Here is a 12,926-nt window from a genome sequence, read left to right as displayed (position 1 = left end):
CGGGTACGGACCGCCCCGGGGTACGGAGGGTGAGCGGATCGGGCAGGTGCCTGCGGCGCGGTGGCGCCGGCGGATCCGGTGGCGCGGTGCTTGTGTCGGGGCGGGTGCGTCGGGGCGGGTGCGTTGGGGTGGGGGGTCAGCGTTTGCGGGAGCGGGCGACCACGACCAGGAAGCCGAGTGCCAGCACGATCGGGACGGCGTGCGAGACGCCGACCACGGTCAGCGGGCTGAGCAGCGCCAGCAGCGATCCGCTCAGCAGCATTCCGGTGCCCATGCCGACGTTCTCGGCGGAGGTCAGCAACCCGAAGGCCTGGCCGCGCCGTTCGTCGGCGAGGGCCTGGATCCGGGTGGTGTACGAGATCTCGGTGAAGCCGTCGCCGAGCCCGGCGCCGATCGCCGCCAGCAGGAACAGCGGGGTCGGCAGCCCGGTGAAGACCAGGATGAAACAGCCGGACATCAGACAGGTGCCCAGGGCGAAGGCGCGCTCGCCCGGTTCGATGCCCCGGCGCAGCAGGAGCCGGGAGACCAGTTGCTGGGCGCCGAGGTTGCCGACCGCCCAGGTGGCCCAGAACATGCCCAGCAGTGCGGCCGGGTTGCCGGGAGAGTGCTGGTTGGCGAAGACCGGCAGGCTGATGTTGTGCGCGGCCGAGCCGAAGGCGTCCAGCAGCCGGATCGCCGCCATCGCCCCGACCACCGGGGCGGCCCGCAGGACGATCAGCGCCTGCCACCGGCTCCCGAGCCGTTTCGTCCCTCCGGCGGGCCCGGTGGCATCGGTGGCATCGACAGCTTCCGTGGCGGGCTGCTCGGCGGGCTCGGCCCGGGTGCGCAGCGGCAGCCGGAGCACCACCGCCGCGAACACCAGGAAGCTGGACGCGTCGATGAGCAGCGCCGCGCGGAACCCGGCCCAGGCCACCACCACGCCGGCGGAGGCGAAGCCGAGCACCATGGCGGCCGAACGGCAGCTGGCCATCAGGCTGTTGGCACGGGCCCTGCGTTCGGATCCGACCATCTCCGGGATGCTGGTCCGCAGCGCGACGGCGCACACCGCGGCCGCGCCGCCGAAGACCAGCGCGAGCGAGTAGAGCACCGGGATGCGCGCGGGGACGGGCGCGAGCGCCACCACGACCAGGGCCAGCGCCTGGGCCAGCGCGCAGCCCGTCATCAGCCGCCGCCGGTCGGTCCGGGCCACCAGGCGCCCGGAGACCAGCCCGCCGACGAGGCCGCCGGCCAGTCGGATGATCAGGTACCCGGCCGTGCCGAGCGCGTTCCCGGCCGCCTCGTAGGCGAACAGGCTGAGCGCCACCAGGTCGAGCTGGCTCCCGTACGTGGACAGGGCGTCGCCCAGTGCCAGCCGGTAGAACACCCGGGGCAGCTTGTCGACGGTCTGGTGCGGTACTTGCTGTGCAGTGTCCGGCACCGGTCCCCCAGGCACGCCGTGTCGGTCGGTTCAGTGTGACATTGCACTGCAATCTAAGGGTGACCCCGCAGCAGATCAAGACCTTGATCGCCTGCTTGTCCGAAAGATCGCAAGTTCGGCCGACCCGGAACCATCTTTCCAGCCAGACTGGCGAGTTGGTGCCGGTACGCCCTACCGCCCGACGGCCGCGCGGGTGCCGGGCGGCAGGCCCGCCGGTGGACGACGCAGGACAGGACGGCGAGTTGGGCCAGGAGCAGGACCAGGAGCAGGGCCAGGCCGGAACGGCAACGAACGTCGAGGCAGAACCTGCCTGCCCGTCAGTCCCGTACGGGTGGGAGGGTATGACCGTCGCACCCGTACAACGGAGGAGAACCCCCGGCATGTCCGTCATCCACCACACCACCCTCCAGCCGAGCAAGCTGGAGCTGCTCGCCTCCTGGCTCCCCTCCCGCCCCTGGTACCGCGGCGGCGCGGGCGCCCCGGACCTGGCCAAGGCCGGCGGCTTCCGGCTGGACGACCCGCAGGGCGAGGTCGGGATCGAGTTCATGGTGGTCACCGACACCTCGGGCCCCGCCCCCGCCACCTACCTCGTCCCGCTCACCTACCGCGGCGCCCCGCTCGACGGGGCGGAGCACGCGCTCGTCGGCACCATGGAGCACGGCGAACTGGGACGGCGCTGGGCCTACGACGGCTGCCACGACCCGGTGCTGGTCGCCCAGTTGTCGGCGCTGGTCGAGGGCCGGGTCCAAGCCCAGGACCAGAACATCAGCGACACCCCCGACCTGGAGGTCACCCGCTCCTACCGCGGCGACACCCCCCTGAGCCCCACCGCCGCCGCCGACGACCAGGAGGGCACCGCGCTGTCGGCACCCCGGGGCGCGACCCTGCGCCTGCACCGGGTGCTGCACCCCACCGCCGCCGCGGCCCTCCCGGCCCCGGAGACCGCCGGCCACCTCGGCGGCGTCTGGCAGCTGCCCGACGGCACGCGCGCACGGGGCCTGTTCGCCGTCCTGCACCCCGCCCCGCGCGCCTGACCGGTGCTCCGACCAGCCACGTTCCCCAGGCCGATCCGCCGAGCCGGGGCCGGACCGCCCGGGGCGCGGCCCGCGCCGGGAGGCGCCGGCAGCGGCTCCCGCCGATACTGGCCGGGGTGCCCGGGCCACGTACGGCCTGCGGGACGCGGCATGGACCACGGTCGCGGCGTCCGGCTCGACCGCCCCTTCCGGCGGGCGGTCGGAACGGTCGCCGCCGCCCTCGACTCGCTGCGGGCCTGCCCGGCCCGGGCCCGACCCCTGGGAGGTCGCCGTGAACGGTCCCGTCGTCGCGGGTTTCGACGGTTCGCCGGAGAGCCTCGCCGCCACCGCGTGGGCCGCCCGGGAGGCGCTGCGCCGCAGGCTCGCCCTCGAACTCCTCCAGGCCTGGCCCTGGCCCAAGCGGGACTCGGTCGGCACCGACGAGGTGTACAACCGCAGCCGGGACGCCCTGGCCGCCCGCGAGGCGGAACTGCGCGCCACGCACGCCGGCCTCCAGGTCTCCTCCCGCCAGGTCCCCGACGACCCGGCCAAGGCGCTGGAGACCGCCGCCCGGACCGCCGCCGTGCTCGTGCTCGGCTCCCGCGGGCTGGGGCCCGTGCGCGGCTTCCTGGTCGGCTCGGTGAGCCAGGAGGTGCTGCGCCGGGCCACCTGCCCGGTGGTGCTGGTCCGGGCCGGTGAGGGCGAGCGGGGCGCCGCCACCGACCCCGTCCTGGCGGGCGTCGACCTCGCACATCCGCCGGACGACGTCCTCGCGTTCGCCTTCGAGGCGGCCGCCCACCGCTCGGCACCCCTGCGGATCGTCCACGTCTGGGCGCCGCCGGCCGGCAGCGAGTACATGGCGTTCGACGCCATCGGAGGGCTGGAGAAGGAGCTGTCCGCCTCCGAGCGGAAGCGGTTCGCCGACGTCCTGGCCCTCTGGCTGGCCCGCTATCCCCAGGTGACCGTGACGTCCGAGCTCGTCCGGGGCAGCGCCGCCATCGTCCTGGTGGAGGCGTCGGAGACGGCCCGGCTGGTCGTCCTCGGCCGCCACGTCCGGCGGATGCCCCTCGGCACCCACCTCGGCCCGGTGGCGCACGCCGCGATCCACCACGTCCGCTGCCCGGTCGCCGTCGTCCCGGACAGCTGACCGGCCGCGGGGGCCGCCACCCGCGGCCCCATCCGTCCAGTTGAAACCGGTCATCCCGGGGATGTCCGCGCAGGCGATCGGTGCGGTGCGGCGGGCTCCGCCGCGGAGGCGGCCCTCACGCCGGTCACAGCCCGCCGGCACCGTCGATGACGAGGAGCACCCCGATCACGGCGAGGACCAGAGCGGTGACGGTGCTGTTATGGGTCTCCAACCAGGTCCTGGCCCTGCCCAGCGGAGTGAGGACACGCTCCCCCCGCGCGAGGTGGAGCAGCAGCGGGAGCACGACGGTGGAGACGGCGAGCGCGGTGAAGACCGCCACGGCGATGACCGTGCGGGGCGGGCCCAGTTCGGCGGAGCCGATGGTCAGCCCTGCCGCCGCGGACAGCAGGATGGTCTTCGGGTTGGCCCCCGACAGCAGGAGACCCAGCCGCAGGGCCTTGGCCGGCGTGGCATCCGTGAGGCTCCGCATCCAGGCCGGGGTCCCCTTCCTGCCGCCGGAGTGCCACTGCCGCCCGGCGAACAGGACGAGGACCGAGCCGAGGACGACCTTGGTCCAGGACGCCCAGGTGGGGGTCTCCTCGCGGGTCTCGATGACGGCCGCGAGTGCCGTGAACGCGGACGCCGCCACGAGGATTCCGGCCGCCCACCCGGCCAGGAAGGCCCCGGCCGTGGCCCTGGGCCGGGGAGTGAACAGCAGGAGGAGCGCCGGCACGATCGGCAACGGCGACAACGCGATGGCCAGGGCAAGCGGCGCCACCTCGCTCAGCACGACGTTCACGGACAACTTTCCTCCCGCCGCTTCACAGCACTCGCCCGCCCTCGTTGTTCGGTTCCATCAGACGACAACTGCGGACCGTGAGGTCGGGTTGCGCCGGTCGGCGTGTCGGCCCGCGGGGGCCGCTCGTCTACGATCGCGGCGAGCGGGCGGTCAGGCCGCCGGCCAGTTGCGCAGCAGTGCGTCGAGGGCGTCGAGGATGCGCGCCCAGGTGTCCTCCGTGCCGCGCGGGGTGTGCTGGAAGCTCCCGGCCCGTTCCAGGGCCACGTAGCCGTGGAAGGTGCTGCCGAGCAGCCTGACGGCGTCGGTCTCGTCGGGTTCCGCGAGGTCGTAGCCGCGCAGGATCGCGCGCGTCATCTGCGAGTGCCGGACGCCGGCGCTGGCGCGCGCGGTCTCGGGGTCGAGTTCGAGCTGCGCGGCGGCGTAGCGACCGGGGTGTTCGCGGGCGTAGTCGCGGTAGGCGTTGGCGAAGGCGGCCAGGGCGTCCTTGCCGGCGCGGCCGGCCAGGGCGGCGGCGACCCGGTCGGCGAGTTCCTCGAGTGCGAGCAGGGCGATCCTGGTCTTGAGGTCCTGGGAGTTCTTGACGTGCGAGTACAGGCTCGCGTCCTTGACGCCGAAGTGTCGTGCCAGCGCCGAGACCGTGACCTTGTCGAAGCCGACCTCGTCGGCCAGTTCCGCTCCCGCCCGGGTGAGTCGTTCCGCGTTCAGTCCTACGCGCGCCATGGCCTTCCCTCCGATCGACTGAGGCCATTATACATTTGCCTAATAGTCCTAGGTAATTTACGTTATCCCCTATGAAGCCGTTGACCGAACAAGAGATCCGTACCGCCTTCCTGAACTGCACCAAGGGCGAGGCGAAGCGCCTGCACATCCCCCGCGACCTGGCCGAACAGCCCTGGGACGACCTGGACTTCCTCGGGTGGCGCGACCCGCAGGCACCCGATCGCGCCTATCTCGCGGCCGAGTACGACGGCCGCGTGGTGGCGGTCGCGCTGCGCTCCTCCGGTGCCGCCTCCTGGCAGGCCCGGCGCAGCATCTGTTCGCTCTGCGTGACCACCCACACCGGAGGCGTCTCGCTGCTGGTCGCGCCACTGGCCGGGAAGGCGGGCAAGCAGGGCAACTCCGTCGGTGCCTACATGTGCAGCGACCTCGCCTGCTCGCTCTACGTGCGCGGCAGGCGGGAGACCGGCACCCGGCTGCACGAGTCGCTCACCGTCGAGGAGAAGATCCGGCGCACCATGGCCAACGTCGCCGCCTTCGTCGCCAAGGTCACCGCGTCACCCGCGTGACCCATGACGGACATCGCCCCGGTTCGCGGTGCCGCACACCACGGCCGTCAGCCGACGATGCGCTCCGGACGGGCGGCGGGGGCCGGGTCGTGGGGCAGTTCGCGGTCTCGGGTCTCGGGGAGGCAGATGGCGGCGATGGCGGCCAGCGCGTAGGCGAGCCCCGCGAAGAGGGCGATGCTCGCCGCGAGTCCGAGGCGCCCGGAGAGGTAGCCGACGAGGGCGGGGAAGGCGGCGCTGACGATGCGGCCCAGGTTGTAGCAGAAGCCCTGCCCGGTACCCCGGACGCGGGTGGGGTACAGCTCCGCGAACAGTGCGCCCAGTCCGCCGGGGATGCCGGCCGAGAAGAACCCGAGCGGCGCGCCCACGACGAGGGTGCCGAGATCGCCGAGTGGCAGCAGCAGGTAGGGAACGAGGGTCACGAGACAGCCCAGGGCGAAGAGGACGACGTTGCGGCGGCGGCCGATCCGGTCGGAGAGCCACCCGGAGGCGAGATAGCCGAGGAACGAGCCGGCGATGAAGACCGCGAGGTGCCCGCTGCCGCCCATCACCGACAGGTGCCGGGTGGCGTGGAGGTAGGTGGGCAGGAAGGTGGTGAGGGCGTAGTAGCCGCCGTGGCTGCCGAGCCCGAGCAGCGCGCCGAACACGGTGACCCTCAGCAGGCCGGGGCGGAAGATCTCCGTCGGCGACGCCTTCTCCCGCCGCCGCTGGTCGGCCGTGGGGTCGGCGATCCCCCGGCGGAGGGCGAGCACCAGCAGGGCGGGCAGCACGCCCAGCCAGAACATCGCCCGCCACGCCCAGGCCTGCGGCAGGACGGCGACCAGCACCGAGTAGGCGGCGAGGGTGAGGGCCCAGCCCACGGCCCAGCCGCTCTGCACCGCCCCGAGGGCCCTGCCCCGGTACCGCGTGGTCACGTACTCGCTGATCAGCACCGCGCCCGCGGCCCACTCACCGCCGAAGCCGATCCCCTGCAGGCAGCGGAAGGCCAGCAGGGATTCGAAGCCGTCGGCGAAGCCGACGAGCGCGGTCGCCACCGCGTACCAGGCGATGGTGAAGCGCAGGACGGCCACCCGGTCCCACCGGTCGGAGGCCGCCCCGGCCAGCCAGCCGCCGAGCGCGGTGCAGACCAGGGTGACCGAGGAGGCCAACCCGCCCTGGCCGCTGGTGAGATGCCACAGCGCGGTGAGGGTCGGCAGCACCAGGCCGTAGATCTGCGCGTCGGCCCCTTCCAGCGCCCAGCCGCCGAAGGTGGCCCAGAACGCCCGTCGGCCCGCGGGCGTTGCCGAGCGGTACCACTGACGCATGCTCGCTCCTTACCCGAGGTCGATGCGGTAGCAGTCGGTGCGGTGGCGGAAGCCGACGACCGGCGCGGCGCGGCGGCAGCGCCTCCGCGGCACCGGCCGCCCTGAACGTGAGCACGTCAGTACGTCGTCGAACACGCAGGCCAATATGACAGTCGGTCAGGTGAACGTCCAGAGACCCCCGGTCCAGAGACCCCGGACCTACCATCGACGGGTGATCTGCGAATCGGCCGCGTCGGCGGAGTCGGTGGAGTCGGTGGACACCCACGCCCACGTGTTCCACCGCGGCCTGCCCAGGGTCGACCGCCCCCGCTACGTGCCGGACTACGACGCCCTCCCGGCGACGTACCTGGCGCTGCTCGACCGGCACGGCATCGGTGGCGCGATCCTCGTCCAGCCGAGCTTCCTGGGGTCGCGCAACGAGTTCCTGCTCGGCTGCCTGGCCCGGCACTCCACCAGGTTCCGCGCCGTCATCGTGCTGGACCACGACCGGCCCTGCCGAGCGGACGCGCTCGCCCCGCTCGCCGTCGACGGCGTCGCGGGCATCCGCCTCAACCTGATCGGCCGCCGGGTGCCCGACCTGGCCGGTCCGCACTGGCGGCAGGTGGCCGTACTGCTGGCCGAGCGCGGGCAGCACCTGGAGGTGCACGCGGCGGGCGAACAGTGGACGGCGATCGCACCCGCCCTCCGTAGCTGGCCGTCCCCCGTGGTGATCGACCACCTCGGCCTGCCGGGCGCATCCGAGGGCGCCGACCGCGCGGTACTGGACCTGGCTACGCGCGACCACGTGTGGATCAAGGCCTCCGCGCCCTACCGCTGCGCCCCCGGCGCGGCGGGCCTCATGCTGCGGCGCGTGCTGGAGGAAGCTGGCCACCAGCGCCTGCTGTGGGGCAGCGACTGGCCCTGGACCCGCCACGAACGCAACAGGACGTTCGCCGATTGCCTCGCCTGGCCGGCCGCGCACGTCGACCCGTCGGTCCTGCACGCCGCCGTCACCGCGAACCCGGCCCGGCTGCTGAACTGGTCCCCCGGGCGGCGAGCGGTATCCGGACCGCAGCTGCAGGCGCAGGCGCAGTGAGCCTCCGCCGACTTGAAGCCGCAGGCCGTAGGGCTGGTGTGACCGGTGTCGGGGTGCTCGTGCCGGTCGTGGGTGGTTGTCTGCGGAGTGGGCGGCCTGACGATCACGAAGGGCGACGTCTCACGACGCCTGATCGCGTTCCACAGCTGGGACGGCAGTGCCGAATCTGTCCGCCGCCCGCCCCTGGGAGACCTCGTGCGGACGGTTCGTGGCGGCCTACCGTGGCGGGGTGAGCGAGGAGACGAACGGGCGTACCGGGCGGGTGCTGGTCCTGGTGCTGCCCGAGGTGAATCTGCTGGACCTCGGTGGTCCTGTGCAGGTGTTCGACGCTGCGGCGCATCTCGGCGGCGGCTACCGGCTGGAGTTCGTCTCCGAGGCGGACGGTCTGCGGTCCGCGCAAGGCCTGCGGCTGGCGGGGCTGGCACCGCTGTCGACGAGCCGGGCGGCAGCCGGTGATCTGGTGCTCGTGCCGGGCCCCCGGCTGACCGGATCAGACCGGCCGGTGGCACCCGCCGTGGTGCGCTGGGTGCGCGAGGCCCACGACGCGGGTGCCCGGGTGGCGTCCGTGTGCAGCGGTGCAGTCGTTCTGGGGGAGGCGGGGCTGCTGGACGGCAGGGCGTGCACGACCCACTGGTCGCTCACCTCGGCGATGCGCGACCGGTACCCGCGGGCCCTGGTGCGTGAGGCCGCGCTCTACGTGCACGACGGGCGGATCAGCACCAGCGCGGGCATCTCGTCGGGGATCGATCTCGCACTGTCCCTGGTCGAGCGGGAGCACGGCCCCGAACTGGCCGCGGGAGTCGCGCGTGAACTGGTGCTGTACCTGCGGCGGGACGGGGACGCGGCACAGATCAGCCCGTTCCTGCGGCACCGCGACCATGTCCAGCCCGCGGTGCACCGGGTGCAGGACCATCTGGCGCAGCATCTGGACGTCGCCTTCACCCTGCGTGAACTCGCAGGCATCGCCGGGCTGTCCCCGCGCGGTCTGACGCGGGCCTTCACCACGGCTGCCGGTATCACCCCGTTCGCCTACCAGCGGCAACTGCGACTGGAGCGGGCCCGCACCCTGCTGTCCGATACCGACCTGACGGTGGAGGCGGTCGCGCTCCGATGCGGATACCGCGACGCTCGGCAACTGCGCCGGGTGGTCGCCGACGCCTTCGGAGCGCCGCCCTCGCTGCTGCGCGCACCACCGCGGCCGACTGCCTGACGGACTGGCATCCTCGACGAAGGGGCCTCCTTCCCGGCCGTTTCCCCCGCTTCTCCCCCTTCTTTCCCTTCCTCTTTCCCGTTTCCCGTTTCCCGTTTCCCGTTTCCACGAGGGCCGACGGCACCGTGCTGCCAAAAACGTGCCCGGATTGTTGAGGTATGTCTTGCTTGAGATGAGTTCCGAGACGCGCAAGGGGCACCGGGCACTGCGCCGCACCGGCTGGGTACTGCTGGGCACAGCCCTGGCGACTGCGTCCTTCGCGGGGATCGCCTTCGCGGGGGTGAACGCGTCGATGGCCGACAGCTTCGCCGCCGCCCCTCGCGGATCCGATGCCGGGGTGTGGCCTGCCGCCCGGCCGGTACCGGAGGGCAGGATCACGGTGGCTGTCGCGGTAGGCAACGAGGGCTCCGTGGCCACCGATGTACTCGCGCCCTACCAGGTGTTCGCCGAGTCGCGGGACATGTTCGTCTACACGGTGGCGGCCGAACGCCGTGTCTCCCCGCTGTCCGGCGGCGCCCATCTGCTGCCCGACCACACGCTGGCCGAGGTGGCGGACGGCACTCTGCCGGAACCCGACGTGGTCGTCGTGCCCGCCGTGACCGACCCCACCGGCGCGGGCGAGGAGCGCCTGCGCCGGTGGATCGTCGAACGCCACCACAAGGGCGCCCGGATCCTCGGGGTGTGCGCGGGCTCCGAACTCCTGGCCGCCTCCGGTCTGCTCGACGACCGCGACGCCACGTCGTTCTGGGCCAACATCACTTCCCTGGAACGCAGTTACCCGAAGGTCGCTTGGAAGCGAGGGCTGCGCTACGTCGAGGACGGGCGGGTGACCACCACCGCAGGCGTCACCTCCGGCACCATGGGTGCGCTGCGGTTGGTCGAGGAACTGGCCGGCACAGCGGAGGCGACCCGTATCGGCACCGGCCTGTCCTACCCCGGTTGGACTCCGGACGGACCGACCGTGATACCGGCCAACCATCTCGCCCTCGGCGATCTCCCGTACGCCTTCAACGCCGCATTCCCGTGGCTGCGCCCCACCACGGCCATCGGACTGGTCGACGGAGTCGAGGAGATCGACGCGGCCGCCGCCTTCGAGGGATACGGCGGAGTCTCCTTCGCCACCCGGACGCTGGTGATCGGCGCCGGTGACACCGTCACCACCCGCCACGGCCTGGTCCTCGTCACCCGGTCGGCGGAGGGGGGCGCCCACGGGGCGGATCGCTTCGTGGTGCCCGGTGTCAAGAACACCTCCGACCTCGGCAGCGCGCTGGACGGCTGGGCCCGCCGCAACGGGCTCGCCGCCGAACTGCCCGGCGGAGGAAGGCGGTCCGGGGAGTTCGGCTTCGATCCGGTGCTGCGGGACCTTGCCGAGAACAGCGACCGTCGCACGGCGCTGGCCACCGCGAAGTTCTCCGAGTACCCCTCGGCCCACCTGGAGCTGACCGGCGCGTCCTGGCCCTGGCGGTCCACTCTGCTGGCCGCGGCGGCGGTCGTCGTGAGCGTGGGGGTGGGGCTGGCACCGACGGCGATCCGACACACGGTTCGACGGCGGCGCCCCGCGGCGTAGCTCCCCTGACGCTGCGGGCATGCTGCCGCCGACGCAGGGGATGCGACGACCGGCACCTGGCCCACCCGCCTGGACTCGCCCACGAGCCGCCGAACGCGTCCGCGCCCCGACCGACGCCCAGCAATGACACGTCCGGGGACGTGACGTGACGGCGTTTCCCCGGCGGCGCCCGAGGTGGCGGATCCTCGATCGCAGAGCTTCCCGGTAAGTGTCCCTGGATCCGGGGCGACGCCGTCCACAGCGATGCGCCCTTCGCCTCCCCGCCGTAACGGCGGCCGCGTCTACCGTTGGTCGGACGACGGTCGAGGTCGACGCGGAGGTGGCGATGAGGGTCGTGTTCGTGCACGGGGCGTGCGTGCGGGACGGTTCGTGGTGGTGGCACCGCGCCGCCGGCCTGCTTCAGGAGCGAGGGGTTCCGAGCGTGGCCCCGGCGCTGCCGAGCTGCGGCGAGGCGGGCCCGCCCGGCGGCGTCGGCGGTCCGGGCCTGCCCGAGGACGTCGCCGCGGTGCGGCGGGTGCTGCAGGCCGGCGACGAGCCGACCGTCGTGGTCGCCCACAGTTACGGCGGTGTCGTCACCGCGGAAGCCGCCGCTGGAGTCGGGGCGGTGCGCCACCTGCTGCTGGTCTCCAGCTACCTGCCCGAGGTCGGACAGAGCCTGTCGGAGTTCGGGGACGGCCGCCCCGCCCCGTTCCTCGACGTCGACCCCGACGCCGGCACGTTCGGGGTCCGCTCCGAGCTGCTCGTGGACACGTTCCTCCAGGACTGCGACCCCGAGGTCCAGGCGCAGGCGGCGGGCCACCTCGCCCGGCAGAGCGTGCAGGTGACCGGGCAGCCGGTCCGGGCGGCCGCATGGCAGCAGGTGCCCTCGACCTACCTCGTCTGCGCCCAGGACCGGGGCACCCCACCGCAGTTGCAGCGCGAGTTCGCTCGCCGGGCCGGCAGCGTCGTCGAGCTCGACGCCGGCCACCACCCGTTCCTGTCCCAACCGGCAGCGGTCCGGGACCTGCTGCTGAGCCTGTGACGGCGGCGGCCGAACACCTCATCGGACAGACCTCGACCGCCGGATGTCGCCGGCGACGAGGTCACCGGGCGGTCTGGAATCGGTAGACCTTCCGGCCGCCGGCGGACCCGGCCAGGGTGGTGGGGCGCCAACCGGCCGCAGGTCCGCACAGCCGCGGCCTCGGGGTGATGCCCCGTCACACCGGTGCGGTCGAGACGTCAGGGGGTCGGGATGCGCTGGGTGAGGAAGAGGGCCGCGCGGTCGAGTGCCTGGTCGGCTTCGTCGAGGGTGCCGCCCGCGAAGGCCTGGAAGACGTGGGGGGCGTCGGCGGTGATGTCGAGGATCACGTCGACTCCGGCGTCGCGGGCGCGGGCGGCGAGGCGGGTGGAGTCGTCGAGGAGGATCTCGTTGGCGCCCACCTGGATGAGGAGCGGGGGGAAGCCGGTCAGGTCCGCGAAGAGCGCCGGGCTGAGGAGGGGCTGCTCGGGGTCCTGGCCGGCGAGGTACATGGCCCCGGTGTGCATCACGGCCTCGCGGGTGAAGATCGGGTCGATGCCCTCCTTGGTCGTCATGCTCTCCCCGCTCCGGGTGGCGTCCAGGCCCGGGGAGAAGGCCACGATCGCGGCGGGCAGCGGCAGGCCCGCGTCGCGGGCGGCGAGGGCGGTGGTGACCGCGTAACCGCCGCCGGCGGAGTCCCCGGCGAACGCGATGGCGGACGCGTCCAGGCCGCTGTCGAGGAGGGCGCGGTAGGCGCTCAGGTTGTCTTCCAGACCAGCCGGGAACGGGTGCTCGGGGGCCAGCCGGTAGTCCACCGAGTACGCGTCGAGCCCGGTCCTCGAGACGAGTTGCGCGGTCAGCGACAGTGCGGTCTCGGGAGAGCCGAAGACGAAGCCGCCGCCGTGGAAGTACAGGATCGTGCCCGGGCGCGCGCCGCTGTCCGGTGTGACGTGCAGGGCGGGCCGGCCTCCGAGCACAGCCTGAGTGGTGCGGACGTCGTCCGGCACGATCATCGTGTCCATCAGCGCCCTGAACCCGGCGCGCAGCTCCTCGACGGAGCGCTGGCCCTCCGGCCGGGGCCGGCGGAGCATCGCGTCGATCTTGGCGAGCTGTTCCTTGCTCATCTGCGTTCCTC

Annotated in this window: 12 protein-coding genes; 7 read left to right on the top strand and 5 right to left on the bottom strand. The window is 73.3% G+C overall.

What is annotated here, in order from left to right; genetic code table 11:
- Positions 1–136 precede the first annotated feature (136 nt).
- Entirely contained in the window at positions 137–1,417 is a 1,281-nt protein-coding gene (locus ACIQVZ_RS19915; protein ID WP_402451569.1) for an MFS transporter, read from the bottom strand.
- Between the two features lie 380 nt (positions 1,418–1,797).
- Between ACIQVZ_RS19915 and ACIQVZ_RS19910 the strand changes: the two genes are divergently transcribed.
- The gene (locus ACIQVZ_RS19910; RefSeq protein WP_402451567.1) at positions 1,798–2,451 is read left to right on the top strand and encodes a 1,4-alpha-glucan branching protein; all 654 of its coding nucleotides are present in this window, start codon (positions 1,798–1,800) and stop codon (positions 2,449–2,451) included.
- Between the two features lie 271 nt (positions 2,452–2,722).
- A complete protein-coding gene (locus ACIQVZ_RS19905) occupies positions 2,723–3,577 on the top strand; it encodes a universal stress protein (protein WP_402451565.1) in 855 nt (284 codons plus the stop codon).
- Between the two features lie 124 nt (positions 3,578–3,701).
- Here ACIQVZ_RS19905 and ACIQVZ_RS19900 read toward each other — a convergent pair whose 3' ends face one another.
- Positions 3,702–4,355, bottom strand: coding sequence for a GAP family protein (locus tag ACIQVZ_RS19900; protein WP_402451562.1), 654 nt, complete (start codon positions 4,353–4,355; stop codon positions 3,702–3,704).
- 150 nt (positions 4,356–4,505) lie between these two features.
- Complete coding sequence (locus tag ACIQVZ_RS19895) at positions 4,506–5,075, bottom strand: TetR/AcrR family transcriptional regulator (protein ID WP_063351909.1); 570 nt, start codon at positions 5,073–5,075, stop codon at positions 4,506–4,508.
- A gap of 71 nt (positions 5,076–5,146) precedes the next feature.
- Between ACIQVZ_RS19895 and ACIQVZ_RS19890 the strand changes: the two genes are divergently transcribed.
- Positions 5,147–5,641, top strand: coding sequence for an FBP domain-containing protein (locus tag ACIQVZ_RS19890; protein WP_402451560.1), 495 nt, complete (start codon positions 5,147–5,149; stop codon positions 5,639–5,641).
- 47 nt (positions 5,642–5,688) lie between these two features.
- Here the strand turns inward: ACIQVZ_RS19890 and ACIQVZ_RS19885 are convergent, their stop codons facing one another.
- On the bottom strand, positions 5,689–6,942 hold the full coding sequence (locus tag ACIQVZ_RS19885) for an MFS transporter (protein ID WP_402451558.1): 1,254 nt from the start codon (positions 6,940–6,942) through the stop codon (positions 5,689–5,691).
- 211 nt (positions 6,943–7,153) lie between these two features.
- On the opposite strand from ACIQVZ_RS19885, the gene ACIQVZ_RS19880 reads away from it, so the two are divergent.
- The 4 genes from ACIQVZ_RS19880 (at position 7,154) to ACIQVZ_RS19865 (ending at position 11,815) form a co-directional block, all read left to right on the top strand.
- Positions 7,154–8,017: an amidohydrolase family protein gene (locus ACIQVZ_RS19880; protein ID WP_402451555.1), complete on the top strand. Its 864-nt coding sequence runs from the start codon at positions 7,154–7,156 to the stop codon at positions 8,015–8,017.
- Positions 8,018–8,246: 229 nt separating this feature from the next.
- A complete protein-coding gene (locus ACIQVZ_RS19875; RefSeq protein WP_350879336.1) occupies positions 8,247–9,227 on the top strand; it encodes a DJ-1/PfpI family protein in 981 nt (326 codons plus the stop codon).
- 172 nt (positions 9,228–9,399) lie between these two features.
- Entirely contained in the window at positions 9,400–10,794 is a 1,395-nt protein-coding gene (locus ACIQVZ_RS19870) for a DJ-1/PfpI family protein (RefSeq protein WP_402451552.1), read from the top strand.
- A 325-nt stretch (positions 10,795–11,119) separates the two neighbouring features.
- Positions 11,120–11,815 carry an alpha/beta hydrolase gene (locus ACIQVZ_RS19865; protein ID WP_350879340.1) on the top strand — a complete coding sequence of 232 codons (696 nt, stop codon included), beginning with the start codon at positions 11,120–11,122 and terminating at the stop codon, positions 11,813–11,815.
- Between the two features lie 197 nt (positions 11,816–12,012).
- On the opposite strand, the gene ACIQVZ_RS19860 is transcribed toward ACIQVZ_RS19865, so the two are convergent.
- Positions 12,013–12,915 (bottom strand): alpha/beta hydrolase, encoded by a 903-nt coding sequence (locus tag ACIQVZ_RS19860; RefSeq protein WP_402451549.1) that lies wholly within the window; start codon positions 12,913–12,915, stop codon positions 12,013–12,015.
- Positions 12,916–12,926: the final 11 nt, after the last annotated feature.

The sequence above is a fragment of the Kitasatospora sp. NPDC098663 genome (genome assembly GCF_044760075.1).
In the GTDB taxonomy this organism is placed as follows: domain Bacteria; phylum Actinomycetota; class Actinomycetes; order Streptomycetales; family Streptomycetaceae; genus Kitasatospora.
This window is presented reverse-complemented; position numbering and strand designations above follow the sequence as displayed.